The organism is Polynucleobacter sp. AP-Latsch-80-C2 (assembly GCF_018882185.1).
Lineage (GTDB): Bacteria > Pseudomonadota > Gammaproteobacteria > Burkholderiales > Burkholderiaceae > Polynucleobacter.
This window is the reverse complement of record NZ_JACVOY010000002.1, coordinates 225,383-251,125: the sequence shown is the minus strand read 5'-3', so window position 1 is coordinate 251,125 and position 25,743 is coordinate 225,383. Positions and strand designations below refer to the sequence as shown.

Annotated in this window: 30 protein-coding genes; 11 read left to right on the top strand and 19 right to left on the bottom strand. The window is 45.8% G+C overall.

Translation table 11 applies throughout. The features are described 5' to 3' along the window. Nucleotides 1–17 precede the first annotated feature (17 nt). From gpmA to ICN47_RS03705, 3 genes are read left to right on the top strand one after another with little or no spacing between them, the layout of a single operon-like run. Nucleotides 18–707: a 2,3-diphosphoglycerate-dependent phosphoglycerate mutase gene (gene gpmA, locus ICN47_RS03715; protein WP_216218519.1), complete on the top strand. Its 690-nt coding sequence runs from the start codon at nucleotides 18–20 to the stop codon at nucleotides 705–707. 11 nt (nucleotides 708–718) lie between these two features. Continuing rightward, nucleotides 719–2,152 carry a S41 family peptidase gene (locus ICN47_RS03710; protein WP_216218518.1) on the top strand — a complete coding sequence of 478 codons (1,434 nt, stop codon included), beginning with the start codon at nucleotides 719–721 and terminating at the stop codon, nucleotides 2,150–2,152. Between the two features lie 24 nt (nucleotides 2,153–2,176). Next, nucleotides 2,177–2,929, top strand: coding sequence for a HesA/MoeB/ThiF family protein (locus ICN47_RS03705; protein WP_216218517.1), 753 nt, complete (start codon nucleotides 2,177–2,179; stop codon nucleotides 2,927–2,929). Between the two features lie 3 nt (nucleotides 2,930–2,932). Here the strand turns inward: ICN47_RS03705 and ptsP are convergent, their stop codons facing one another. From ptsP to ICN47_RS03665, 8 genes are all read right to left on the bottom strand, one after another. After that, a complete protein-coding gene (ptsP, locus tag ICN47_RS03700; RefSeq protein ID WP_216218516.1) occupies nucleotides 2,933–4,684 on the bottom strand; it encodes a phosphoenolpyruvate--protein phosphotransferase in 1,752 nt (583 codons plus the stop codon). 2 nt (nucleotides 4,685–4,686) lie between these two features. After that, a complete protein-coding gene (locus ICN47_RS03695; protein WP_216218515.1) occupies nucleotides 4,687–4,956 on the bottom strand; it encodes an HPr family phosphocarrier protein in 270 nt (89 codons plus the stop codon). A gap of 14 nt (nucleotides 4,957–4,970) precedes the next feature. After that, entirely contained in the window at nucleotides 4,971–5,393 is a 423-nt protein-coding gene (locus tag ICN47_RS03690) for a PTS sugar transporter subunit IIA (protein ID WP_216218514.1), read from the bottom strand. A gap of 1 nt (nucleotide 5,394) precedes the next feature. Continuing rightward, complete coding sequence (gene gshB, locus ICN47_RS03685) at nucleotides 5,395–6,336, bottom strand: glutathione synthase (RefSeq protein ID WP_216218513.1); 942 nt, start codon at nucleotides 6,334–6,336, stop codon at nucleotides 5,395–5,397. Between the two features lie 28 nt (nucleotides 6,337–6,364). Beyond that, nucleotides 6,365–7,663 carry a glutamate--cysteine ligase gene (gene gshA, locus ICN47_RS03680; RefSeq protein WP_216218512.1) on the bottom strand — a complete coding sequence of 433 codons (1,299 nt, stop codon included), beginning with the start codon at nucleotides 7,661–7,663 and terminating at the stop codon, nucleotides 6,365–6,367. A 104-nt stretch (nucleotides 7,664–7,767) separates the two neighbouring features. Beyond that, nucleotides 7,768–9,252, bottom strand: a complete 1,485-nt coding sequence (locus ICN47_RS03675; protein WP_304608912.1) for an ammonium transporter — start codon at nucleotides 9,250–9,252, stop codon at nucleotides 7,768–7,770. A 13-nt stretch (nucleotides 9,253–9,265) separates the two neighbouring features. Next, nucleotides 9,266–9,604: a P-II family nitrogen regulator gene (locus ICN47_RS03670; RefSeq protein ID WP_011903792.1), complete on the bottom strand. Its 339-nt coding sequence runs from the start codon at nucleotides 9,602–9,604 to the stop codon at nucleotides 9,266–9,268. 25 nt (nucleotides 9,605–9,629) lie between these two features. Then, nucleotides 9,630–10,478: a TorF family putative porin gene (locus tag ICN47_RS03665; protein ID WP_216218510.1), complete on the bottom strand. Its 849-nt coding sequence runs from the start codon at nucleotides 10,476–10,478 to the stop codon at nucleotides 9,630–9,632. Nucleotides 10,479–10,737: 259 nt separating this feature from the next. Between ICN47_RS03665 and ICN47_RS03660 the strand changes: the two genes are divergently transcribed. Beyond that, nucleotides 10,738–10,992, top strand: a complete 255-nt coding sequence (locus ICN47_RS03660) for an accessory factor UbiK family protein (RefSeq protein ID WP_216218509.1) — start codon at nucleotides 10,738–10,740, stop codon at nucleotides 10,990–10,992. An 11-nt stretch (nucleotides 10,993–11,003) separates the two neighbouring features. Here the strand turns inward: ICN47_RS03660 and ICN47_RS03655 are convergent, their stop codons facing one another. The 7 genes from ICN47_RS03655 to ICN47_RS03625 are packed head-to-tail and all read right to left on the bottom strand — an operon-like array spanning nucleotide 11,004 to nucleotide 15,690. After that, complete coding sequence (locus tag ICN47_RS03655) at nucleotides 11,004–11,591, bottom strand: hypothetical protein (RefSeq protein WP_216862600.1); 588 nt, start codon at nucleotides 11,589–11,591, stop codon at nucleotides 11,004–11,006. Beyond that, on the bottom strand, nucleotides 11,584–12,594 hold the full coding sequence (gene lipA, locus ICN47_RS03650) for a lipoyl synthase (RefSeq protein ID WP_216218508.1): 1,011 nt from the start codon (nucleotides 12,592–12,594) through the stop codon (nucleotides 11,584–11,586). Before lipA ends, ICN47_RS03655 begins: the two co-directional genes overlap by 8 nt. Beyond that, on the bottom strand, nucleotides 12,591–13,235 hold the full coding sequence (lipB, locus tag ICN47_RS03645; protein WP_216218507.1) for a lipoyl(octanoyl) transferase LipB: 645 nt from the start codon (nucleotides 13,233–13,235) through the stop codon (nucleotides 12,591–12,593). The genes lipA and lipB overlap by 4 nt, the downstream gene beginning before the upstream one ends. Before the next feature lie 10 nt (nucleotides 13,236–13,245). Next, entirely contained in the window at nucleotides 13,246–13,512 is a 267-nt protein-coding gene (locus tag ICN47_RS03640; RefSeq protein WP_216218505.1) for a DUF493 family protein, read from the bottom strand. A 19-nt stretch (nucleotides 13,513–13,531) separates the two neighbouring features. Next, nucleotides 13,532–14,248 (bottom strand): alpha/beta hydrolase, encoded by a 717-nt coding sequence (locus tag ICN47_RS03635; protein WP_216218503.1) that lies wholly within the window; start codon nucleotides 14,246–14,248, stop codon nucleotides 13,532–13,534. 22 nt (nucleotides 14,249–14,270) lie between these two features. Next, nucleotides 14,271–14,579, bottom strand: a complete 309-nt coding sequence (locus tag ICN47_RS03630; RefSeq protein WP_216218502.1) for a ferredoxin — start codon at nucleotides 14,577–14,579, stop codon at nucleotides 14,271–14,273. Between the two features lie 16 nt (nucleotides 14,580–14,595). After that, complete coding sequence (locus tag ICN47_RS03625; RefSeq protein ID WP_216218500.1) at nucleotides 14,596–15,690, bottom strand: VanZ family protein; 1,095 nt, start codon at nucleotides 15,688–15,690, stop codon at nucleotides 14,596–14,598. Between the two features lie 37 nt (nucleotides 15,691–15,727). Here ICN47_RS03625 and ICN47_RS03620 point away from each other — a divergent pair, with 37 nt between their 5' ends. Together ICN47_RS03620 and ICN47_RS03615 are read left to right on the top strand one after the other, a co-directional pair. Continuing rightward, nucleotides 15,728–16,528, top strand: a complete 801-nt coding sequence (locus ICN47_RS03620) for a biotin--[acetyl-CoA-carboxylase] ligase (protein ID WP_216218498.1) — start codon at nucleotides 15,728–15,730, stop codon at nucleotides 16,526–16,528. Continuing rightward, entirely contained in the window at nucleotides 16,525–17,337 is an 813-nt protein-coding gene (locus ICN47_RS03615) for a type III pantothenate kinase (protein ID WP_216218496.1), read from the top strand. Before ICN47_RS03620 ends, ICN47_RS03615 begins: the two co-directional genes overlap by 4 nt. On the opposite strand, the gene rfaE2 is transcribed toward ICN47_RS03615, so the two are convergent. Then, nucleotides 17,334–17,822, bottom strand: coding sequence for a D-glycero-beta-D-manno-heptose 1-phosphate adenylyltransferase (rfaE2, locus tag ICN47_RS03610; RefSeq protein WP_216218494.1), 489 nt, complete (start codon nucleotides 17,820–17,822; stop codon nucleotides 17,334–17,336). The genes ICN47_RS03615 and rfaE2 overlap by 4 nt on opposite strands. A 106-nt stretch (nucleotides 17,823–17,928) precedes the next feature. On the opposite strand from rfaE2, the gene ICN47_RS03605 reads away from it, so the two are divergent. The 5 genes from ICN47_RS03605 to ICN47_RS03585 are packed head-to-tail and all read left to right on the top strand — an operon-like array spanning nucleotide 17,929 to nucleotide 22,716. After that, complete coding sequence (locus ICN47_RS03605) at nucleotides 17,929–18,486, top strand: glutathione peroxidase (RefSeq protein ID WP_255538920.1); 558 nt, start codon at nucleotides 17,929–17,931, stop codon at nucleotides 18,484–18,486. Next, nucleotides 18,483–19,871, top strand: coding sequence for an FAD-dependent oxidoreductase (locus ICN47_RS03600; protein ID WP_216218492.1), 1,389 nt, complete (start codon nucleotides 18,483–18,485; stop codon nucleotides 19,869–19,871). Before ICN47_RS03605 ends, ICN47_RS03600 begins: the two co-directional genes overlap by 4 nt. Continuing rightward, nucleotides 19,872–20,657 carry a DUF1365 domain-containing protein gene (locus ICN47_RS03595; protein WP_216218491.1) on the top strand — a complete coding sequence of 262 codons (786 nt, stop codon included), beginning with the start codon at nucleotides 19,872–19,874 and terminating at the stop codon, nucleotides 20,655–20,657. Further along, complete coding sequence (locus ICN47_RS03590; protein WP_216218490.1) at nucleotides 20,654–21,943, top strand: cyclopropane-fatty-acyl-phospholipid synthase family protein; 1,290 nt, start codon at nucleotides 20,654–20,656, stop codon at nucleotides 21,941–21,943. The genes ICN47_RS03595 and ICN47_RS03590 overlap by 4 nt, the downstream gene beginning before the upstream one ends. Then, complete coding sequence (locus ICN47_RS03585; RefSeq protein ID WP_216218489.1) at nucleotides 21,940–22,716, top strand: SDR family oxidoreductase; 777 nt, start codon at nucleotides 21,940–21,942, stop codon at nucleotides 22,714–22,716. Before ICN47_RS03590 ends, ICN47_RS03585 begins: the two co-directional genes overlap by 4 nt. 3 nt (nucleotides 22,717–22,719) lie before the next feature. Here ICN47_RS03585 and ICN47_RS03580 read toward each other — a convergent pair whose 3' ends face one another. The 3 genes from ICN47_RS03580 to argS are packed head-to-tail and all read right to left on the bottom strand — an operon-like array spanning nucleotide 22,720 to nucleotide 25,729. Then, on the bottom strand, nucleotides 22,720–23,364 hold the full coding sequence (locus tag ICN47_RS03580) for a thiol:disulfide interchange protein DsbA/DsbL (protein ID WP_216218488.1): 645 nt from the start codon (nucleotides 23,362–23,364) through the stop codon (nucleotides 22,720–22,722). Further along, complete coding sequence (locus ICN47_RS03575) at nucleotides 23,361–23,963, bottom strand: SPOR domain-containing protein (protein WP_216218487.1); 603 nt, start codon at nucleotides 23,961–23,963, stop codon at nucleotides 23,361–23,363. Before ICN47_RS03575 ends, ICN47_RS03580 begins: the two co-directional genes overlap by 4 nt. A 38-nt stretch (nucleotides 23,964–24,001) precedes the next feature. Next, nucleotides 24,002–25,729 (bottom strand): arginine--tRNA ligase, encoded by a 1,728-nt coding sequence (gene argS / locus ICN47_RS03570; protein ID WP_216218485.1) that lies wholly within the window; start codon nucleotides 25,727–25,729, stop codon nucleotides 24,002–24,004. Nucleotides 25,730–25,743: the final 14 nt, after the last annotated feature.

Sequence of the window (25,743 nt, the reverse complement as noted above, 5' to 3'; positions counted from 1 at the left end):
GATTATAGAATGGCTCTATGAAACAACTTGTCCTTATTCGTCATGGCGAATCCGCCTGGAACCTTGAAAACCGCTTCACTGGCTGGGCGGATGTTGACTTAACCCCTAAGGGCGCCGAACAGGCCATTAGTGCTGGAGAAAATCTCCGTAAAGCAGGGTATGAATTCGATGTTGCCTACACTTCTGTTCTAAGACGTGCCATTCGCACGCTTTGGCATGTGCAGGAAGCCATGGATCTGATGTGGATTCCCGTAGTGCACAGCTGGAGATTAAATGAGCGTCATTACGGCGCCCTAACTGGTTTGAATAAAGCAGAAACTGCCCAGAAGTATGGCGACGAACAAGTTCATATTTGGCGTCGCTCTTACGATGTTCGCCCTCCACTATTAGAGGCGCATGATGAGCGCAATCCCCAAAAAGATCCGCGCTATTCCAAACTGACTGCTACAGATGTTCCACTTGGTGAATGCCTTAAGGACAACGTAGATCGTGTTTTGCCACTTTGGAATGAATCCATCGCTCCAGCCCTGAAAGCTAATAAACGCGTTTTATTGGTGGCACATGGCAATAGCATTCGTTCTTTGATTAAGTATCTAGATCAAATGTCAGATGAAGCCATCATGGAAGTAAACGTTCCAAACGGAGTACCACTTGTTTATGAGTTGGATGACAACCTTAAACCCATTCAACATTTCTATTTGGATTAGGGAATAAAACCATGCGTCAATTTTTGAAGAACTTTGCTCTGATTGCCGTAGGCTTAATCGCCGGGGTTGCAGCCACCATTCAGCTGTCAGCCACGGCCCAGCAGGGCTCTACGCTGCCACTCGATGAGCTGCGAACGCTATCTAATGTATTTGCGCAAATTAAACGTGAGTATGTAGAGCCTATTGAAGATAAGCAATTGCTGACCGATGCCGTTAAAGGCATGGTGAGCAGTCTTGATCCTCACTCCACTTTCTTGGATAAAAAAGATTTCTCCGAGATGCAAGAGCAAACGTCAGGAAAATTTGCTGGCCTTGGAATTGAAATCACTTCTGAAGATGGTGTTGTTAAAGTTCTCAACCCAATTGAAGATAGTCCAGCTGCACGCGCAGGTCTACAGGCCGGTGATCTCATTACGCGCTTAGATGACAAACCTGTTCGCGGAATGTCTTTGGATAAAGCGGTGCGCACGATGCGCGGCACACCTGGCACCAAAATTACCTTAACCGTATTTCGTAAGAGTGAAGAACGTAGCTTCCCAGTGACTATCACACGCGCAGAAATTAAAGTGCAATCCGTTAAAACCAAAATCTTGGATAACGATATTGCATGGGTTCGCGTCACCAGTTTTCAAGAGCGCACTATTCCAGATCTCGCCAAAAAACTCACAGAGATTGCGAACCAGAATCCAAAGCTTAAGGGCATCATCCTTGACCTTCGCAATAATGGTGGCGGCCTCTTGCAAGGCGCAGTGGGCGTTGCCGCGGCATTTCTACCGCCTGACTCAGTGATTGTGAGTACCAAAGGCCAAGCCCCTGATTCCAAACAAGTATTTAATGCGACGCCTGCGATGTATCGCTTAAATGAGCCTGGAGACCCCTTAGCCGGCGTGCCAGAAATGTTTAAAAAACTCCCAATGGTAGTTTTGGTGAACGCCTACTCAGCCTCTGCCTCTGAGATTGTTGCCGGAGCCTTACAAGATTACAAACGAGCAACCATCATTGGTAAAACCACCTTTGGTAAAGGCTCCGTACAAACGGTACGCCCGCTTACCAATGATTCCGCTTTGAAGATCACCACTGCTTATTACTACACTCCTAGTGGCAAATCGATTCAGGCCTTTGGTGTTAAACCGGATATCCCAGTAGATCAAAATAAAGATGGGGATCCAGATGATGTCCTGATTACCCGTGAGATCGATAGTGAGAAGCACTTACGCAATAAACAATCAGCAGAAGATAAGCTGATTAAAGATCGTGAGCAACGTCGTCTTGAAGAGATGCAACGCATTGAAGAAAAAAATGCCAAGAAAACTCCAGAGGAAAAAGAGAAGGAAAAGAATAAGAAGCCTCCTGAATTAGGCAGTGCTGATGACTTCATGCTTTCTCAAGCAGTTGCCTTTATTAATGGTCAGCCGGTGAAGCGCTCTTCATCTAAGCTGGAGTAGACCCACTTATTCTCGAGCCTGCACATGAATGATGAGCAGTTACTGCGCTACTCAAGGCACTTACTCCTTGATGAAATTGATGTAGCAGGCCAAGAAAAACTATTGCAGTCACATGCCCTAGTCATCGGTGCAGGTGGCTTAGGAAGCGCTGTCGCCCCCTACCTTGCAGCAGCAGGCGTTGGGCACATTACCCTGATTGATCATGATGCTGTTGAGATTACCAATCTCCAGCGACAAATCATGCACTCTGAAACTAGCGTTGGCAAAAGCAAAGTGGCTTCTGGCAAACGTTTCTTACAAAGCCTCAATTCCAGTATTCACATTGAAACCATTGAAGCCAAAGCGACAGCTGCGCTCCTGGATGAACTACTACCCAGTGTAGATGTCGTACTAGATTGCACCGATAATTTTTCGACTCGGCATCTGATTAATGCCCGTTGTGTTGCACATCAAAAGCCGTTGGTGTCAGGATCCGCCATACGCTTCGATGGACAAATGAGCGTCTTCGATCCAAGAAACTCAGCATCACCATGCTATGCCTGCATCTTTTCTCCAGAAGAATCTTTTGATGAAGTGAGTTGCGCGAGTATGGGCATATTTTCACCACTCGTCGGAATTATTGGCAGCATGCAAGCTGCACAAGCACTGCAAGTGCTCATTGGCTTTGGCGAGCCACTGGTAGGTCGCTTACTACTTTGGAATGGACTTAATACCCAGATTGATGAGATTCGCATAACTCGCAACCCCGATTGTCCGGTCTGCGGAAAAGCCCACTAAGGCCTAAGAGAACAATCGCTCTAAAGCCTTAGCCTGATCCTCCGGCTCATAGGCCTTAAGCACTCTAGAAATACGCGCCTTCAACAGCCCTACGTTCGCCTTCAAGATTTCGCGCTTTACCAACAAGAGCTGACTAAAGTGCATTGAAAAGTCCGTCAAGCCTAGAGCAAGCAAAAGCTTAGTCAATGCAGGGTCGCCAGCCATTTCGCCACAAACAGCAATCGGCACATTTGCGCGCTTAGCCTGAGTAATGATGCTATCGAGCAAATACAAAATGGCAGGATGCAAGGGATCGTAGAGATGCGCGACAGCATGGTCAGCACGATCAATTGCCAAGGTGTACTGAATTAAATCATTCGTACCAATAGACAAGAAATCAAAACGATTAATAAATAAAGGTAATACCAAAGCAGCGGCCGGAATTTCGATCATGGCACCAACTTGAATATTGGGATTAAAAGACTGACCACGTTGGTGTAATTGCTGTTTGGCTTTTTCGATCAAACGAAAAGTCTCATCAATTTCTTTAGCATGTGCGAGCATCGGAATCATGATGCGTGCTTGCCCATATGCCGAAGCACGCAAAATTGCTCTTAACTGCGTTAAGAAGATTTCTGGCTCTGTTAAAGACCAACGAATCGCCCGTAAACCCAAGGGGGAAGTACCTGTCTGTGAGACATCTCCTCCAGCACCCAAGGCCTTGTCAGCGCCAACGTCAATCGTTCTGATATTGACAGGAAGGCCATGCATTAAATCGACTACTTTGCGATATTCCTGGTATTGCTGTTCCTCATCAGGCATCGCTTGCTTGCGATCCATGAATAAGAATTCAGAGCGAAATAAGCCAACTCCGACTGCACCAAGAGCTACCGCCTGAACCGCATCTTCTGGTAACTCAATATTGGCAAATAGTTCAATCTCAACATGATCTGCTGTAACAGTTGGGGAATGCTTTAACTGCTGTAGTTTGCGCGCCTCTTTCAGACCCAGCGCTTGGAGCTTGCGATACTCAGAGAGTAATTGCTCATCTGGAGCTACGACCACAACACCACGCTCACCATCTAAGACCAACCAATCGCCGTGTCGAATCATTTCACTAGCATGGCGCACGCCCACTACCGCCGGAATCTCCATGCTGCGAGCCACAATCGCAGTATGCGAAGTCTTGCCGCCCAAGTCGGTCACAAAGCCAGTGAAAGCATGATCTTTGAAGCGCAGCATATCGTGCGGGGCAATATCGTGGGCCACCACAATGGAATCCACTCCAATATCACTGGGAGATAAGAGTGCGGCTTCTTCTAGGGCATCCTTCTTTTGTGCATTTAAAGCTTTAATGACTCTCTCAGCTACTTGACGAATATCGTTGGCCCGCTCTTTTAAATAAGGGTCTTCGATTTCTGCAAACTGCTCCAGCAAGTCATTTAATTCGGTAGTTAATGCCCATGCGGCATTTAAACGCTGCGTACGGATTAACTTGATCGGCTTTTCAGCTAAGGCTGGGTCAGCCAATATCATGCCGTGTACATCCAAAAACGCAGCCATTTCTTGAGGCGCATCTTTTGGCAAACCAAGACGCAGCTGCTCTAGTTCCTGGCGAACCTGATCAAAAGCATCTAACAACTTCTGTGCTTCCGCCTCTTCTTTTCCTGGCTCTACTAGGTAATGACTAACTTCTAAAGCTGCACGCGAAATCAGTACCGCTTTGCCAATGGCAATGCCTTTCGATACTGGAATTCCGTGCAAGGAAAAAGTCATCTCTACTCGCCTTCACCAAAGCGGTTGTTAATTAATTCTGTCAATGCAGCCATTGCTTCATCTGCCTGATCACCCACCGTCTCGAGCGTCACTTTGCTACCAATGCCAGCAGCCAACATCATCACACCCATAATGCTCTTAGCGTTAATTTGACGCCCATTCCGTGACAACAGTATTTCACAAGGGAATTGAGCTGCTAATTGGGATAGCTTGGCAGAAGCACGAGCATGTAAGCCCAATTTGTTAATAATTTCTATTTCAGCAACAGGCATATTTATTGATTTCTCTAATCTGATTCATTCACTTTTGCGCCAAGACGCAAGATTCCGTGGTGCCCACCTTGAAGCGCCTTATGCGCTAACTCTTCGAGCGTATCACCGCGATGAGTAATACAGCGCAACAACATGGGTAAATTTAATCCGGTCAACACAATGACATTACCCAATGCAACACTTGGTCCAGGGGTATCTAACTTCGATGCTACGTTTGCAGGTGTAGCACCCATCACATCAGTCAGAATCAATATTCCGTTGCCACTGTTTACGCCTTTGGCAGCCTCCAGTACGCGGTCATAACTCACTTTAATATCCTCATAAGGAGGGATATCTACAGCCCTAATACGCTCAGGAACAACTCCGAAGGCATGCTCCGCAAAACCCAACATCGCACTAGCAACTGGTGTGTGGGCAACAATAACGATTCCGGGCATCTTATGACAACGCCTTTTCAAGCTTGGTTAGCCAAAACTGCGGAACATCAAATCCGCTTTGATCAGTAATTTCAACAAAACAGGTTGGGCTAGTGACATTGATTTCGGTTACGAAACCACCAATGAGGTCTAGCCCCACCAAAAATAATCCACGCTCATTCAGTATGGGAGCAAGGTATTGCGCAATCTTCTTTTCTGCATCACTCAAAGCCATGGCAACACCCTTACCGCCTGCGGCTAAATTTCCCCTAATCTCACTACCCTGAGGAATCCGAGCCAAGGCAAAAGGCACCACTTCACCGCCAATCAATAGAACGCGTTTATCGCCTTGGGCAATCTCTGGCAGAAAGCGCTGCACCATCAAGGTTCTAGCGCCATTTTCACCCAAGGTTTCCACAATACTGGCTAAATTCAGGCCATCAGGCCCTACTCTAAAGACCCCCATGCCACCCATACCATCCAGGGGCTTAATGACAATGTCACGATGGGCTTGGTGAAAAGTTTCAACTGCACTCAATTCACGGGTAATTAAAGTAGGAGGAATAAATTCCGGGAACTCAGTAATCGAAATTTTTTCAGAGTGGTCGCGCACTGCTGATGGATTGTTAAATACTTTTGCGCCTTGCCGAACAGCAGCAGATAGTAACCAAGTGCTATTGAGATACTCAATATCAAATGGTGGATCAGTACGCATCATCACTGCTGAAAAACTATTTAATGCGCGACTCTCAATCTTGCCCAACTCAAACCAAGAAGTTGAACTAGGTTTAACAACTAATGATTGGCAATCTGCAACAACTAGATTATCTTTCCACAACAAATTGCGGCTCTGACAAAACCATAAACGATGCCCTTCCTCTTGAGCCACGCGCATCATTGCTAAGGTGGAATCTTTTTGAATCTGAAATGATTCAAGTGGATCGGCAATGAATAAAAAATCCATGAAGACCTATATATCGATGTACTCTAAATTAAACGGGCTCAGCATCAGGATCGGTACGCTCAAGCTCCAATGAAGCTGCAAGCAATGCCAAACGCGCAACCACGCCATACAAATAGAAACGGTTAGGCGCTGCGCTACCTGGCTTAGCACTCATATCCGGCATTGAGTTTTGCTCAAAAGCCAAAGGCACAAAGTGCATACCAGGGGCATTGAGATTTTCATCAGGGCCACGATCCGTATGTACGCGATAGAAGCCACCGATGACATAGCGATCAATCATATAAACCACTGGCTCTGCTACCGCTTCATTGACTTTTTCAAAGGTATAAACACCCTCTTGAATCAAGACATCACTGACCTCAAGACCTTCCTTAACCACGCTCATTTTGTTGCGGTCTTTACGGTTCAGGCCCTTTAGCTGCGCGGGGTCATTGACCACCATCACACCCATGCCATAAGTGCCAGCGTCTGCCTTCACTACTGAATAAGGCTTTTCTTTAATGCCATATTCGCGATATTTCTTGGCCGTCTTTTTCAAGACCTGCTCAACGGCGGCCTGCAACTCTTCCTCGCCTTTACGCTCATGAAAATTTACATTGGAGCAGCTAGCAAAATACGGGTTGATCATCCAAGGATCAATATCGACGACTTTTGCAAACTTCTTAGCTACTTCATCATAGGCAGCAAAATGATTTGATTTACGGCGCATGTGCCAGCCTGCATGCAATCCTGGTAATAAATATTGCTCATGAATATTTTCCAGAATCGGAGGAATGCCAGCAGATAAATCGTTATTTAACAAAATAGAGCAAGGATCAAAATCTTTTAAACCCAAACGCTGCTTCTTTAAACCTAAGCGGGATAAAGGCTCCATCAAGAGTCGATTGCCGTCAGGCAATTCAATCCATGTAGGCTTTTTAATTTCTTCAGAGAACGTACCCAGGCGTACATTCAAACCCGCTTGACGCAAGATCGAGGATAAGCGTGCAATATTTTGCAGATAAAAGGTATTGCGCGTGTGACGCTCTGGTATGAGTAGTAAGTTTTTAGCTTCCGGGCAGATCTTCTCAATCGCAGCCATTGCAGCTTGCACAGCCAAAGGCAACATTTGTGGCGATAAGTTATTAAAACCACCTGGAAATAAATTGGTATCAACCGGGGCTAATTTAAAGCCAGAGTTGCGCAGATCAACCGAGCAATAAAACGGTGGGGTGTGCTCTTGCCACTCCAGCCTAAACCAGCGCTCAATTGTTGGGGTTGCTTCTAGTACCTTTGACTCTAATTCGAGCAAAGGGCCGCTAAGGGCAGTGATGAGATGTGGGACCATTTCACCATTGTAAGATTATTAAAAGAAAGACGCGGGATCCTAGGATCCCGCGCTTAAAACCTGGCAGCTCGTAAAAGCCGCCGGGTGAGGGGTAAATCGACTAATTAAGACTCGTACGCAGCCTCACCGTGTGAGCTGATATCCAAGCCTTCGCGCTCTTCATCTTCCTTAACACGCAAACCAATCACCATATCGATCAATTTGAAGGCGATAAAAGAAACTACGCCGGACCAGATTACAGTGGTAATCACGCCTTGAGCTTGAATCCACAATTGGCTAGCAATAGAGTAATCAGGAGCAACAGCGTTAGCCACATAATCCCAAATACCAGAGCCGCCCAATGCTGGATCAGCGAAAACACCAGTCAACAACGCACCAGTGATACCGCCTACGCCGTGAACACCGAATACGTCCAAGCTGTCGTCTGAACCCAAAATCTTCTTGAGACCAGTAACACCCCAGAGGCAAACTACACCAGCAATTAAGCCAATAATGATTGAACCCATTGGGCCAGCAAATCCAGCCGCAGGAGTGATTGCAACCAAACCTGCTACGCAACCGGATGCAGCACCCAACATGGATGGCTTACCTTTGAGAACCCACTCAGCAACTGACCAGCCCAATACAGCAGCAGCGGTAGCTAAATAAGTATTCACGAATGCCAAGCCAGCAGTGCCATTTGCCTCAAGTGCTGAACCAGCATTGAAACCAAACCAACCGAACCACAAGAGAGCAGCGCCAGTCATTACATAAACTAAGTTATGTGGCTTCATTGCTTCTTTGCCGTAGCCCAAACGCTTGCCGATAACAAAGGAGCCAACCAAGCCAGCGATAGCAGCGTTGATGTGCACAACAGTACCACCAGCAAAGTCGAGAACACCTTTTTGCCATAACCAACCAGCACGAGCTGTAATTGCTTCAAGTGATGCAGCATCTTTGATGTCATCAGGACCAGGCCAGAACCAAACCATGTGAGCGATTGGCAAATAGCTGAAAGTAAACCAAATTACCATGAACACTAAGATCGCAGAGAACTTAGCGCGCTCAGCAAAAGAGCCAATAATCAAACAGCAAGTAATGGTTGCGAACACTGCTTGGAAAGCCATAAATACATACTCAGGAATAACAACACCCTTACTAAAGGTTGCCGCTACTGATTCTGGATTCATACCACCCAAGAACAGACGATCTAGTCCACCAACAAAAGCTCCGCCTTCCGTGAATGCAAAGCTATAGCCATAAATAGCCCATAGCACTGTAATCAAGGAGAAGACCATGAAACATTGCATGCAGATAGACAAGATGTTCTTACTGCGGGTTAAACCACCGTAGAACAAAGCCAGACCAGGAAGAGTCATCAACAGCACCAATGCTGTACAAACCATCATCCAAGCGATATCTCCTTTATTGCACTTTTCAGAGCAAAGTACTGGGGCAGGCTCTGCCGCAGCAGGAGTTGCTGCTGGCGCAGTTACAGCAGGCTTCTTGACTTCATCAGCATGGGCTGGGGAAGTAGCTATTACACCAGTAGCACCAATGGCCAAGGCCATAGCACCACCAGCAACGAGTCGTTTCATCCAAGTTAACATTTTGAACCTCTCTTTAAAGTGCTGACGCACCGGTTTCACCGGTACGAATACGAATGACGTGCTCAACTGGTGAGACAAAAATCTTGCCATCACCAATCTTGCCAGTACGTGCAGATTTTTCAATTGCTTCAATCGCACGCTCCAAGATGCCATCTTCAACAGCAGCTTCAATTTTTACTTTAGGTAAGAAGTCGACAACATACTCAGCACCGCGATACAACTCAGTGTGACCTTTTTGACGACCAAAGCCTTTAACTTCAGTGACGGTAATGCCCGAAACTCCCACTTCCGAGAGAGCTTCGCGCACTTCGTCAAGCTTAAATGGCTTGATGATTGCGGTAATTAATTTCATGTGTTTCTCCGTTCAGAGGTGGAAATTAGAAAGTTTTTGTGAGTGAAACGATGCCTGTAGATCCGCCCAAGTTTTTGCCTGATGGACTCTGATAAGCATAGGTGCTGCCACTCTTAGCTGCATTGGTACCGATGTAAGCAGCTGCCAAAGCTAAGCCACCGCCAAAGTCTTTAGTCAAACCAAGCTTCCAGTCTGTGTAGCTCGCTGTTGGAACGCCAGCAACAACATTTTGACCAGCAATCTTCTGGTAACCAACGTGAGCATTTACAGCCAAGCCCCAAATACCAGTGTCATAGTTTGCTGTCAAATCTGGATAGTAAGAGCCGCTAGAGTTTGAATAGCCGAAAGTATTAGTAACTGCGTATGAGAATTTAACGAAACCAGCTACGGGACCAAAGGTGTAGTTTTGGGCTGCATAGATCTCAGTTGTATTTGGATTGGTAGCACTGCTTGGCATACCAGTAGTTGGGTAGTAGTACTGCAAAACTCCGAGGTCAGAAGCAAAACCTTCGCCGATCAACTCTTTCTTGAAACCAGCATAGAAGTCCATCTCCACTGGAGCAGAAACGTTATTTTTGCCGCCAGCACTATTAGCGTCTGAAACCCAGCTGATTGAGCTGTTCCAGTTACCGATGTAGAAACCACTCTCATGAGCGTAATCAAAGCCGCCTTGTATAGCAGGCTTAAAGTTTGTTTGAGAAATACCGCGGTAGCGGTAATCGCTCACCACAGTAACGTTTGCAGCGATCGGGCTTGGTGCTGCTGCGTCCTCTGGATTTTCTGGTGTATCGGCCGCAAAGGCAGATGCACTGGCTAAACCAGCCAACAATACAACTGCTGCCGCAGAGATTGCTGTCTTGTATAATTTCTTCATGTTGTAACTCCTCGCTGTGTAATGAAAAGGGATAAATACTGATTGAATGGAGTGATGATGAAGGTTCTATGACAAGTCATTTCCAGTCGATTCACCGAATTAAAGCCAATGCACCTAAATGGTGCTAAATATTCCCATCTTTAGGGCAAAATTGATGCGTTTTCACGGTTTAAAGCCTGCTCAGCCCATTTTTCAGGCTGAACATAAAATACGAGGTGTATCTTTTATGCAACTTTAACCAGAACTGCGAAACCCCATTATGCAAAAACCAGGCGAAATCTTCGAGCAATTTCAACGCATCGCGAACGATATGCAAAGCAAAGTGGGTGATGCCATTCGCAATTCACCTGCGCAAGAGATTGAAAAAAATGTCCGCGCCATGATGAACCAGGGATTTCAGAAAATGGATCTCGTCACACGAGAAGAATTTGAATTGCAATCAAAAGTTTTAGCCAAAACCAGAGAAAAATTAGAGGCACTTGAGGCTAAAGTAGCCGCACTAGAAAAATCTTAATTTTTTCAGATTTACTCGGGATAAAACTCGTCAAAAAAGTTTGAATATTCTTCTTTAGATAAAAACGTTTTTGCCTCACTTGGAATTGCTTTAGCATGCAGCACCGAGATCTGATAAATCCAAATACTGCCATCTGGTGCAATACGAGTGATCCAACGAACTCGCATCCATTGCTCACTCGTTCCCTTAGACTTGAATTGAATCCAAAACTCTTTGCTAGCCTGCTTTTGTTTCGCGGCAGTTTGATAAAGAATATCTTCAGAGATAACTTCGCCACCAAGCGCTTTTGCCCTAGCCAATACGCTATCTTGCAATTGCATCATGAGTATTGGGAGTAAAGAAGATTGGCCAGCGGGAATTTGGGTTGCGCTGATGGAATAAATATCATCATCAATCTTGAGCGCTTCAAGAGATTGCAATAGCTCTTGATTTTGAAAACTCACACGCCTTTGGATTTTGTCTGGCTTGCCCGGAAATAAAGCGCTATATCTTTCCTGCGGAGACTGAACCACTCGCCAATCTAATTTAGGACTACAGGCACTTAATAGGAAAGTAGCTGCAATACAACAACAGCTAATTCTGAGTCCTTTTTTAAACAATGCCAACGCCATGAGCCTGCTGATCTGCATGATAGCTAGAGCGCACCATCGCCCCTACCGCCGCATGGGAGAAGCCCATTGCATATGCCTCTTCTTCAAAACGCTTGAAAACATCTGGGTGAACGTAACGCTGAACAGGCAAGTGGTGACCAGATGGTGCAAGATACTGGCCAATGGTGAGCATATCAATATTGTGCTCACGCATATCACGCATCACTTCCAAAATTTCTTCATCTGTTTCGCCAAGTCCCACCATCAAACCACTCTTGGTCGGAATATGGGGAAAGCGCTCTTTAAAATCTTTTAATAACTTGAGTGAATGCAGATAGTCAGCGCCAGGGCGTGCTTGCTTGTAGAGACGCGGAACTGTTTCAAGATTGTGGTTCATCACATCAGGCAAGCCGTTGGGTGCATGCTCAGAAAATATATCCAGGGCCTTATCTAAGCGCCCACGAAAATCTGGCACCAAAACCTCAATACGCGTATTGGGTGAGGCATCACGTGATTGAGAAATGCAATCAACATAATGCATCGCACCACCATCCCGCAGATCATCACGATCAACGCTGGTAATCACGACGTAATTTAATTTCAGTGCTGCGATTGTTCTAGCCAAATTAGCAGGCTCTTTTACATCCAATGGATCAGGTCTACCGTGACCGACATCGCAAAAAGGACAACGACGAGTGCACTTATCACCCATGATCATAAAAGTGGCAGTGCCCTTACCAAAGCATTCGCCAATATTGGGGCAACTAGCCTCTTCGCAAACAGTAACCAATTCGTTTTCACGTAAGATCTTTTTGATTTCTGCAAAACGGGAATTGCCTGAAGCAGCTTTGACGCGAATCCAATCTGGTTTTTTGAGAACCTGCTCCAGGGGAACAATTTTGATTGGAATGCGCGCGGTTTTTTCGCTCGACTTTTGCTTACGAGTGGCATCGTAATTCAGGTCTTGACGAAGTTCGCTTAACTGTTCGGTATCGGTCTTATTTATGGTCATGGTGACATCAGTTGCTTTTGTAAATGCTCCAAAAGCCTTTGGCTAATAGTGTCTATATTGTCCTTGATCCCAAGGGTTTGCATATCAACCGTCCTTAAACCCTCATAGCCGCAAGGGTGGATACGGGAAAATGCATCCAAATCAGTTGCAACATTCAACGCTAGCCCATGATAGGAGCAGCTTTTAGAGACCTTGAGCCCCAAAGCAGCCACCTTGGCTCCAAACCACTCCTCCGGAATCCACGCTTGCTCAGCCACATAAATCCCTGGGGCGCCTTGAAGTCTTTCCGCCTGAATTCCGTATTCAGCCAGCGTATCAATAACTGCTTGTTCGATGCGAGATACCAACTCTTTTACGAATATTCCTAGACGCTTGAGATCGAGCAAAAGATACACAACGATTTGGCCAGGTCCGTGATACGTAATCTCACCGCCACGATCAACTTGTACCAGCGGAATTTGTTGGCTGGGGGAATGCAAATTTGCCGCATCTCCAGCAAGGCCTAAAGTAAATACCGGAGGGTGCTGCAATACCCAAATCTCATCGGGGGTACTTGCATCACGTTCCTTAGTAAAGGCACGCATCGCCTCATAGGTAGATGCGTAATCCGCCAAACCAAGATGCTTAACTAGGAATGGCATGTCATGTGAGTTAAAGAACGATGCTAACTAAGGGATGCGTAGAAAGCGTTCGATACAACTCATCTAATTGCTCACGACTTGTAGTGGTAATCGGCAAAGTAAGTCCCAAATAATTTCCATCTTTTGATGGTCGTTGCTCAACTTTGCTTTCATCAAAAGTAGGGTCAAACTGTTTTGCAATATGAATAATTGCAGGCAGGTATTCTGGGTTTGCTTTTCCCATTACCTTAATCGGAAACTGGGAAGGATATTCAATCAGTGATTTTTCTTCGGTCATAGCGTTTTTAAAGACCTTTTTATAAGTTGCGATGATCTGGCATGCCTAACCAAGCGCCAGTAATAATGTTGCGAATGCAATGCAATCTGCGATGGAAGAAATGATCTGCTCCAGGCACTACCTGTACCGTAAGTTCTTGCGGACGCGCCCAATCCAATACATCCAACAGTGGAATTGTCTCGTCGACTTCGCCATGGATCACTATGGTGTCGGCAGGTACTGCAGCCAGATTCCACTTTCCTGCAGCGCTACCTACCATTACTAAGCGTTCAGCAGGACGCCCTAATTCTGCAAGCTTTTCTACCAAATGGCTACCTACAAAGCTGCCAAAAGAAAAACCAGAAACCACTAAGGGCAAGGTATTTGCATTTGCTATCCATGCTTGCTGGGCGGTGGCTTCAAACTGACCCCAACTTGAAGGGGTCCGCATCCAATCGGTTACATGCAATAAATCATCTAGTTCGCCGACGCCATCATCGTGCACTCCCGCAGTTCCGCCGACACCACGAAAGTTTGGACGGACACTGACATAACCTAGTTGATTAAAAGCACGCGCCATAGTCTGTGCGACTTTGTTATCCATCGTGCCACCCATCAATGGATGTGGGTGCGCTACTAAAGCTAAACCACGAACAGCAAAGTGAGGATCACTCTTTAACTCATCTGGAAGATCGATGGACATCTCCATCAATCCAACGATGCCTTCAATATGAATTACTTTTGTACGACTATTCATGGAAAAAATCTTTCAACTGTTACTAAGCTAACTGCAGGCGCTCTACTGGTAGGCCTTTCATAAGATGAGACTGAATAATCTCTTCAACATCTTCGGTATCCACCAAGGTATACCAAGTGCCCTCTGGATACACCACCATCACAGGTCCATCAGCGCAACGATCCAAGCAACCCGCTTTATTGACGCGGATTTTTCCGGGACCGGATAGGCCTAGTTCTTTCACCCTATTTTTGGCGTACTCAAATAGAGCAAACGCATTGTGACGATTGCAACAATCTTCGCCATTTTTGCGCTCATTCAAACAAAAAAATAAGTGGTGTGAAAAGCTCATAGAAAAATTATATTCATCAATGCTTGGGTTTAAATTCAAGAGCGCTACGAATCATCCAGATTAAAGCCAGTGGTAACCATACTACGGATACCCATTGCATGAGCTCATTAAAATGCAATAAGCGTCCTTGATACCAATGCCTTAGGGTCAGAATGAAATAAGGATTATCAGGCAATACATTAATCGCAATAGTGGCGCAGACTAAACAGGATAGAGCCAGCCAAAATTTTGCTCTCTGCTGAAGACGTAAAGCCCACCTTAACAGAAGACTCGCAAACAACATTCCCCAGAGCGCTCCTGCGGTTAACCAGAGAAAGCCGAATTCACCTCCAAACTGAAGCGCAGTAAAAATCGTTTTAATCAGTACGGTAAAACACAGTAAGCCGTTCAGAATGCGCCATTGGGGAGCCTTGGTACGCATTCCGAGAGACAGGAGGAGTGCGACTCCAAGCCAACATAGCGCCGTGATGATGGTTTCTTGTGCCACATGATTGATAACAACAGTACCCCAGTCAACTGATCCAAAAATGGCATGGCCCCACACCCCAGTGCCCAACCAAGAACTTTGCGGATAAATTTGTGACCAGGGAAACAAGATAAACAGCGCACATGCTGCCCAGTCCAAACCAAACCATTGATCAAAACGGCGGCGAATGGCGCTTCCTGAGAGCCACTGAGGTCCCAGAGGGATTGCCAGTAAGCCACCTAGAAGGCCCCCAAAAACATTGGCCCACCAATCCATCTGGCTAGGAATTCGAGTTGGCAACCACGCCTGCAGGGTTTCAACACTGAAAGCCAACAAGCCACTCAAGGTGAAAGCTAAGCCCAAAGCCACAAAGTTTCTCCAGCGTGGGTAGGCCGCAAATACGATCAGAAGCCCAAAAGGAATATAAGCCAAGATATTGACCAAAACATCGAAAAGGGTAATAAAACGAGGGGCTGGAGCGTCTAACCATGCCCAGGCCGAGACCCCATTACTAAAGTCGAAATCAAAAGGATTCAGGCTCACGTACACAATCAATAGGGCATAACTCAAGCCAATTGCCCTCGCCAAAGGCATTGCCTGCAAAGGCCAAACCAATTTTCGAGGGCGTTGTTCTTCCGGATGCATTCCGCAATTCTAGGTCAGACCTTTCTACAATGGCGAAATGACTGCCAATTGCATCCTTGAACGCGTTGCCAAAACCAAATCTACCAATGATGATCTCCTGGCTCGTTGGAGAGCTGGTGAGCTGATTGATCCGGTGGCGCGTATTGCGCATCACCAGACTGCTGGCAAGGGTAGGGCTGGTCGCTCATGGCTTGCTGTGCCTAATGATTCCATCAGCTTTTCTTTGGCCTATCCTTTCCAAAGAAGTCCAGCAGAGTTGAGTGGCCTGAGCCTACTAGTCGGTCTAGCGGCAATTTCAGGCATCGCTCAGGCATGCAATCTGAATGAGAATGCACTTTACCAATTAGGTCTTCGCCTAAAGTGGCCCAATGACTTGTTGCTAAATAATGCCAAACTTGGTGGCATTCTGATTGAAGGTGGACAAGCTAAGCCCGGCGATCCTACCTGGATGATTATTGGCATTGGCATTAATTTGCGAAATGCCAAAGACTTTGAAACGAATTTAGCAAATCAATCAACACAGCAAGTGAGCGCCCTTGATCAACTGATTCCCCAAACTGCATCACTTCCAGACGTGGAATTCTTATGGCTCAAACTCATTGAATCTTTAGAGCGTCACCTGAGTCATTTTGATCGCCAAGGATTTGCTGAGTACCAAAATCAATGGGAGCGTTGGGATGCATTCCGAGATCAAAAGGTGGTGATTTCCGGCGCGAATAACGAACCTATGGATGGCGTAGCAAAAGGTATAGACCACAATGGCGCATTACTATTGCAGCATAACAACCAAACTATTCCTATTCATGCGGGTGATGTTTCCTTGCGTATTCAATCATGAGTCTCTATCTATTATTTGACGTCGGCAATACCCGCCTGAAATGGGCAGCTGTTGAATCTTCTCAACACCCATCCACTCGCCAAAAGAAATTATGGGCTTACTCTGGATCTATTTCTAGTAATGCTTTGCAATCAGCGGAGGCTCGAGGTGAACTTGCAGATTACATTGCTAAAACGCTACCAAAGCCTGATGCGATAGCCTTTACCTGCGTTGCTGGGCCACAAGCCATTGGCAATGTTCAATCGCTTTTCCCTCAATGGAATGATCTCGCTTGGAAACAACTTACTGGAAATAGCCAGTACCAAGGCATGCGTACCTTGTATCAGGATCCCGAAAAATTAGGGGCAGATCGATGGGCGGCTGTCATTGGTGCACGCGCCCTATCCAATACCAATACCTTAATCGTTAACGCTGGCACGGCCACGACTATTGACTTACTAGGCGGCAATGGTGTCCATTACGGCGGTTGGATTCTGCCAGGCCTAAGCATGATGCAAGAAAGCTTGCGCACTAATACTGCTCAATTGCCTCTAGCTGAGCGAGCAAACACAGACATGGGTTTTGGCATCAATACAAACGACGCCATTATCGGAGGATGTGATGCTGCGCAAATCGGCGCCATCACTCAGGCGATTCACATCGCAAAACATCTGAATCATCCTGTGGAAAAAATTTGGCTCGATGGTGGCAATGCTAAGGTCTTAGCACAGGCAATAATGAAGTCTCAAGTTACAGGATCTTTTGCAATCGAAACGATTGAAGGCTTAGTGCTTCGAGGCACGTGGGCATGGTTACTGCAAAACCTTTAAGAGCGAATTTTCCCTAATAAGCTGGTGGTTGAGCGCTCATAAATAAATGGGATCGCCACTGCTTTGCCGCCCCAACTCTTCACCGCCTTCGTTTCTGCCAGAGTATCGATTTCGTAATCGCCGCCTTTAACGTAAATATCGGGACGAATTTTCTCAATCAGATTGACCGGGGTTTGCTCGGTGAACACAATCGTCATATCCACACTTTCAAGCGCTGCTAATAGAGCCTGACGATCAGCCTCCGTATTAATTGGCCTGTCATCGCCCTTGCCCAACAGCTTGACTGAAGCATCTGAGTTCACGCCCACCACCAAACTCGCGCCCAAGGCTCGTGCTTGGGCTAAATAACTAGCATGGCCGCGATGAAGTATGTCGAAGACGCCATTGGTAAAAACCAGTGGGCGTGGCAGACTCGCAATTCGAGACACCAACTGCTCTGGTGAGCAGACTTTAGACTCAAAAGAAGGGGGTGGCAAAGTTGTCATGACTCAATATTAATAGCATTGCACTAACCCCTGTGATATTGCCTAGAATGTCTTAGACTTGAGCACTATTCACCCCTAATCCCGAAGGCACAAGATGCTCCGTTTAATGTTGACATGGCTAATAAGCTTATCTGCTTTTGCAATAGGTGCTCAGAGTGTAAATGCAGCCCCTGGTTGCAGTCCATTGCTAAGCCACACCTTTCCACGCCTACAAGATGAAGCGCCCCAAAGCCTATGCCAATATCAAGGAAAAGTCATTTTGGTAGTTAATACAGCAAGTTACTGTGGGTTTACCAGCCAATATGATGGCTTAGAAAAAATTTATGCCAAATATAAAGACCAGGGTTTGGTAGTACTCGGCTTTCCTTCAAACGACTTTGGTCAGCAAGAGCCTGGTAGCAACAAAGAAATTGCTGACTTTTGTAAAAATACCTATGACGTTAAATTTCCAATGTTTGCTAAGAGCGTTGTTTCTGGAAGCAATCCTAATCCTCTCTTTAAGATGTTGATTGCTAAAACAGGCACCACTCCAAAATGGAATTTCTACAAATATCTGATTGACCGTAACGGTAATGTTGTGGATTCTTATAACAGTACAACCAAGCCTACGAGCAATACCATCACCAATGATATTGAGAAGCTTCTCAAGGAAAAGGCGCAGTGAGTAAAAAAAGAATTGCCATTATTGGCGCTGGTATTTCCGGCCTGGGATGCGCCTATGCGCTTAGGCAACACCGTGATTTAGAGATCACGGTATATGAAGGCGGCGACCACATTGGTGGTCATAGCAATACAGTTAACTTTAGCCATCAGATTGGCAATCAAGAAATTACGCATGGGGTTGATACAGGCTTCTTAGTCTTTAATCGCAAAACATATCCACGCCTAGTAAGACTCTTTGAAGAAATTCAAGTTCCTATTGCACTTTCAGAAATGTCTTTTTCTGTTTCGATTGAGAGCTCTGAAAAATCTCAGAAACCTGACACCATTGAATGGGCTGGTAATGATCTCAACTCATTCTTTGGTCAACGAAGAAATCTACTATCGCCTTCTTTCTGGAGAATGGCCTACGACATTCTGCGATTTAATCGAATGGCCACTCAATTAGCGAATAAGCAAATTGAAGCGGGCCATCACTATGCTGAGCCAGATGAGTCGATCGCTAACTTCTTAGATCGCAATCGCTTTAGTCAAAGCTTCAGAGAGAATTACTTTTTACCCATGATTGGCGCTATTTGGTCTTGCTCTGTTGAGCAAATGCTGGAATTTCCGATTCAAACTATGGTGCGTTTTTGCCATAATCATGGCTTGCTGCAAATCCAAAATCGTCCTCAGTGGCTAACGGTTACTGGGGGATCACGTGAATATGTCAAACGCCTTGTAGATGCCTTAGAAAAGCATCAAGTCACCATTCAACGTGAGGCCGTTCTGCGCGTGAATGCTAGTAAGGATGGGGGAGCGCAAGCTGAAGTAATCACGCAGTCTGGCTCAGCATGGTTTGATGAGGTGGTGATGGCTTGCCATAGCGATCAATCTCTTGATTTAGTTCACGGAATACAACAAGATGCTAGAAATATTCTCGCCGCTATTCCCTATCAAAAGAATCGTGCGATTCTACATACTGATATTCGTTTTTTACCCTCAGCGAAACGTTGTTGGGCGGCTTGGAATTACACCGCTAAATCTGGCGCTATGCCATCAGCAAAACAACACGTCAGTGTGAACTATCTCATTAATCGTTTGCAGCCTCTGCCACCAGAATTTAAAGATTTGCAAATCATTGTTAGCCTGAATCCATTAACCGATCCTGACCCAAAACTAGTGCACCAAGAAATTCATTACGCGCATCCTGTTTTTGATATGAGCGCCATCCAAGCACAAAAAGAATTGCCGCTGATACAAGGCAACTCCTCTATTTGGTATTGCGGTGCGTGGACTGGATTCGGATTTCATGAAGATGGATTGCGCTCTGGTGAGTTGGTTGCAGAAGCCTTACTGGAAAGCCTGCGCTCACCCATTAAAAATAGTCCTAAGCAAGATGCTCAATAAATGAATCAACCAAAGATTAACTTTGGAGTTGTAAAGCATCGCCGCTTTCGCCCGGCGCCAAATGCTTTTGGATATGGTGTTTTCACAGTCTCCATTCCCATGCGGGCCCGCAGTCAAAATTCTGACCTCCTCAATGAACGTGGGCTCAAAGATAATCGCTTTGGCTTAGTTTCCTTCTTTGATAAGGATCACGGTCAAGGCGAAGACAATAGCTTGGCATGGATTGAAAAGGTTCTAAAGGAAAACCAAGTAAGCAATATAGATGGAGAAATTTGGTTACAAACTTTTCCAAGGATTTTAGGCTATGTATTTAATCCTGTGAGTTTTTGGATTTGTACTGGTGCAAATGGGCAGGTTCAAGCAGTATTAGCCGAGGTAAATAACACTTTTGGTGAACGGCACTGCTATTTACTCCACAAGGATTCTGGTAATGCACTCCGCTCAGGCGAGACATTGACTAGCAAAAAGGTGTTTCATGTCTCTCCATTTTGCGAGATCCGCGGGGAATACCATTTCCGCTTCCTCTTTCCTCACGAAAGCAGTTCGGGTTGCCACTCTGTATGCCGAATAGAACTCCATGAGGATGGATATCCTTTAATCAATACCAGCATTAGTGGCCAAAGCCGGCCGCTCAGCCGCGCCAATCTCTATTTAGCCTTTAGCAGCCACCCCTTAATGAGCTTAGGTGTGATTTTCCGAATCCACTGGCAAGCGTTGAAATTATGGCTAAAGGGTGTACCCTTTAACTCAAAACCTAAACCTCCTGAATTCGAAGTTAGCCGATGAATCGCCCTGGACAATCCTTACTCTCTCGCCTGAATTTTGCTCGGCCACAAGAACAATCTTCAAAGCAATATCGATTTAGCGCTGAAGCTCTATTGCAGCTCCTATCGCAATTGCGTAGCGGCCACCTGAAAATCACCTTGCCGAATCAGGAAAGAAAAGAGTTTGGTAATCCTGCCGATGCGCTGCATGCTGAAATACATATTTTGGATTGGTCAGTATTTAAGCAAGTCATGTCTCATGGCGATATTGGCTTTGCTGAAAGCTATATTCGCGGGCAATGGAATACTCCTGATCTGAAGGCCCTCCTAGAGCTAGCGATTCGGAATCGAACAATTTTGGAGAAAGCCATTTATGGCAACTGGTATGGCTCACTTTTTTATCGCATTAAACATTGGCTAAGAGATAACACCAAATCAGGCAGTCGTAAAAATATCCATGCACATTACGACCTAGGAAATGCTTTTTATACCCTATGGCTTGATCCCACTATGAGTTATTCAAGCGCCTGGTTTTCTGAGGGTGATCAGCAATCCCTTGCAGATGCACAGCGTGCAAAAATTGCGCGCATCCTCAATTCGATAGACACCAAAGTAACTGACCATATCCTTGAAATCGGCTGTGGATGGGGTGGCGTAATGGAACAAGCACTTCATAGCAATGTTGCCATCACAGGTCTGACCTTATCTACTGAGCAAAAAGCATTTGCTGATATGCGCTTAAATAATATTCAAGCCTCTAGCGGACAAACCACATCCTTTGAAGTGCGTCTTCAAGACTACCGTGACTGTCAGGAACAATTCGATGGAATCGTCTCTGTTGAAATGTTCGAAGCCGTTGGCGAAAAACACTGGCCAGAATATTTTCAAACGATTGCCGCACGTCTCAAGGCGGGTCGTAAAGCCTGCATTCAAACTATTGTGATAGCTGAAGAACTTTTTGAGCGGTATCGACATAACACCGACTTTATTCAGCAATATGTCTTTCCAGGGGGCATGCTTCCATCTCGCACAAGCTTTAGGGCGAGCGCTGCGCAAGCTGGCTTAAAAGTCGAAGCAGAATTTGCATTCGGCGCTGATTACGCCAAAACACTCTGTATTTGGAGAGACAGTTTTAATCAAAAATTGCAAGAAGTTAGACAACTCGGCTTTGATGAGGCATTTATCCGACTTTGGAATTTCTACCTGATGTATTGCTCCGCTGGATTCTCAGAGCGTAATATTGATGTTGTGCAATTTACTTTGAGCCACGATGCTCCCACACCCTCAGCTGATGCTCTAAGCGCATGAAGCAATTAGGTATCGATAACTTCTCTGGTAAGCGCGTTTGGATCATTGGCGCCTCTAGCGGCATTGGTGAAGCCTGTGCCAATGCACTACTCAAATTGGGCGCCAAAGTGGCGCTTTCAAGTCGTCGTCAAGAGCGTCTCGAGCAAATTGCTCGGACCGCCAAACCAGAGCAAACTCTCATCTTGCCGCTGGATGTAACTATTCAAGGGCAAATGACATCCGCCCATCAAAATATTCTAAAAAATTGGGGCGGTGTAGATCTTCTCCTCTTTGTATCCGGCATGTATGTTCCCTTGCGCGCCGATAACTTTGATATCTACATTGCGGAACAGACAATTGACGCCAATCTTTTAGGGCCTATGAGAGCAGTAGCGGCAGTATTGCCAGGGATGCTGAGAGAACATGCGGGCCATATCGCGATTGTGGGCAGTGTAGCTGGCTATAGTGGACTACCAAAAGCCCTGGCATACGGACCCAGCAAGGCGGGCATTATCAACTTCTGCGAGACTTTGTATTACGACTTATTGCCACAAGGAGTCAGCGTTCACATGATCTCACCAGGCTTTGTTGCTACAGAGGCAACAGCTCAAAATGATTTTGAAATGCCTGCATTAATTACTGCGGATCAAGCCGCTTCTGAAATTTTATCCGGGATTGAAAAGGGTGAATTTGATATTCACTTTCCAAAACGATTTTCAGGATTCTTAAAATTCCTCAGAATCCTGCCTTATCCATTGTATTTTTGGATTGTCCGTCGCTTTGTAAAAATCTAAGCTTTACTTGTATTTATCTTTACGGATTTTTTCTTCGAGATAGTCCATTACGGCAAGCGCTTTGGCCTTAGTACCAGCAATCGATGGTGAGGTGACATATTTTCCCTGCATCACAATCGTTGGGACGCCATCAATGCGATAAGCTTCGGCTAGCTGCTTTGCTACGCGGGCTTTTGAAGTCACTGCAAATGACCGGTAGGTAGCCAAAAACGTATTGCGATCAATGCCTTGAGATGCAGCCCAGTCAGCAATTTCCGTTTCGGTTAAGAGGCGCTTATTTTCTTTATGCATGGCGTACATCACTTTTTCATTCAGTGCGTCACCCTTACCAAGCGATTCAAGCGTATAGAAAAGCTGACTATGTGGCATAAAGTCATCCCGAAACGCAACGGGCACTCTTTTGAATACAACATCCTTAGGCTGACGTTTTACCCAACTACTCAGCTCTGGCTCAAAGTCATAGCAATGCGGGCAACCATACCAAAAGAACTCAATAACCTCGACTTTGCCTTTAGTTTCCACGGGCTGAGGAATCGGTAAAACCCGATAATCAAAACCCTCTTCAATCTTTTGGCTTTGTGCAATAGCAGCCCCACTTAAACAAAGCAAGGTCAATACGGTAAAGAATCTTTTGCTAATTGAAATCATGATTTACTAGTTTTAATAAGGGTTGGTTTAATGCCCATGCCGTTCAACTTATCACGCACAGGGTTGCTTTCTTCTGAACTGCCGTAGGGGCCGACGCGGACCCTCCATAAACTGTTGCCTTCGCTAGTCACTTCACTTAACGAAGCCTGAATACCTTGTATAGCTAAGCTTGCTTTTTGTGCATCTGCATCTGCACGCTTCGAAAATGCTCCAACTTGCAAGTAGTACAGGGCATCTGACTTTGTAGCTGCAGAGCTATCGGCTGACTTTTTGCTATTCACTAAATCGCCGATAGGATCGGCTGCAGGACTCGGACTTGATTTGCCCTGTAGGGGTTTATTCAAATCTACTGGTTCAGCTGGGCTAACAGATTCGCCCTCAGCAGATGGGGCTGCTGGCTTAATAATATTGAGCGGTAAATTAGGGGCGCGAACGCCCGGTCTTTCTTGTGGCGTATTTTTAGAAAGATAAAAGGCGATTACAAATGCAATTCCTAATCCAGCGCCTAGACCTAGAATAAAACCTAGAATCGTCCCACCGTATTGAGCATTGCTATGGGAGTGCTGTATGAAGCCAGTTTGCTGATTCGGTTTTTTCATGATTCCCTCATCTTACATTTTCACTGCATTCACCGCTACTACATCTTCGCTGGAGCGGATACCCCTAATACTTTCAAACCATTTTGTAATACTTGGCGGGTTGCAGAAAGAAGCGCCAAACGGGCTAACTTCAAATTCTGATCATCCACCAAAACACGATCAGCGTTATAGAAGGTATGGAAATCCCCTGCCAAGTCACGTAAATAAAAGGCTAAAGCATGTGGCGCCAAGTCGGCTGCAGCGTCAGTTAATACCTCCGGATACTCGGCCAAGCGTCTTAACAAATGATCAGATGCCTTGCTATCGAGCAGGGATAAGTCTGCTGTTGCTAAATCAGAAGTTTGACCACCCCACTGCTGCAAGATTGAACTAATCCGAGCATATGCATATTGCACATAAAAGACGGGATTCTCATCATTTTGCTGGAGCGCCAAATCAATATCAAAAACAAATTCAGTATCTGCTTTGCGTGAAATTAAAAAGAATCGCACTGCATCGCGTCCACGCTGAAGTGATACCTCTTTTTCTTCTGGAGTCATTTCAGGAGTAACCCCTCCTGACCATTCAACCAAATCACGTACGGTAACGTAAGAGCCTGCACGCTTAGAAATTTTGACCTCTTCACCATGGCGCATCACTGTCACCATCTTGTGTAATACATAATCAGGATAGGTCTTCGGAATATCCCAACCGCGCTTTTGAGCCACGCCCTGTAAGCCTGAGCGGACGCGAGCAATCGTGCCATGATGGTCACTACCTTGCACATTAATTACTTTTTCGAAGCCACGCTTCCATTTGCTAGCGTGATACGCCACATCAGGAACAAAGTAAGTAAAGCTGCCATCGGATTTGCGCATGACACGATCTTTATCGTCGCCATCATCTGTCGTCTTTAGCCAGAGAGCGCCTTCGCCTTCATAAGTTTTACCAATGCTTTGTAAATCTTCAACGATTTGTGCAACGCTACCATCGGTATACAAAGAAGACTCTAAGTAATAGCAATCAAACTTCACGCCGAATGTTTTTAAATCAATATCTTGCTCATTGCGTAAATAAGCAACTGCAAATTGACGGATTGCCTCAAGATCATCTTGATATTGATCAGAGGCTTTAAAGGCTGCGGCAATTTCCGTAATATATTCGCCGTTGTAAGCTTGCTCAGGCCAAGCTGCATCACCAGGCTTTAAGCCTTTTAAGCGCGCCTGAACAGATAAAGCCAGATTAGCAATTTGTACGCCAGCATCGTTGTAATAAAACTCACGATGAACTTTGATGCCTTGCGTCGCTAGTAGATTGGCCAATGCATCACCCAAGGCGGCTTGCCTGCCGTGACCGACGTGAAGCGGTCCCGTAGGATTTGCAGAAACGAACTCAATCATGGCACTAGCAACGGGACCCTGGCCGCTTGGGATCTGACCAAACTGGGGCCCTGTCGACAAAATTTCGGTCACTACCCCGGTTTTAGCTGCATTACTAAGTCGAAAGTTGATGAAGCCAGGACCGGCAATGTCACAAGAAGCAATCAGCTGGTGAAAGCCAGGCTGCTTTTGCAAGCGCTCTACGAGAGCCTGTGCCAAATCTCTGGGGTTCAGTTTCCATGCCTTGGAAAGTTGCAGGGCGATATTGCAGGCCACGTCGCCGTGATCTACCGCTTTTGGCCGCTCTAAATGGGGCTGCGGCACGTCGCCAAGGCCTCGCTCTTGAGCGAGCTCCTGCAAGGCTCTGCCGAGCATCTCAATTAATCGATTTTTATTGGTCAACAACATAGAACAGTGAGTTT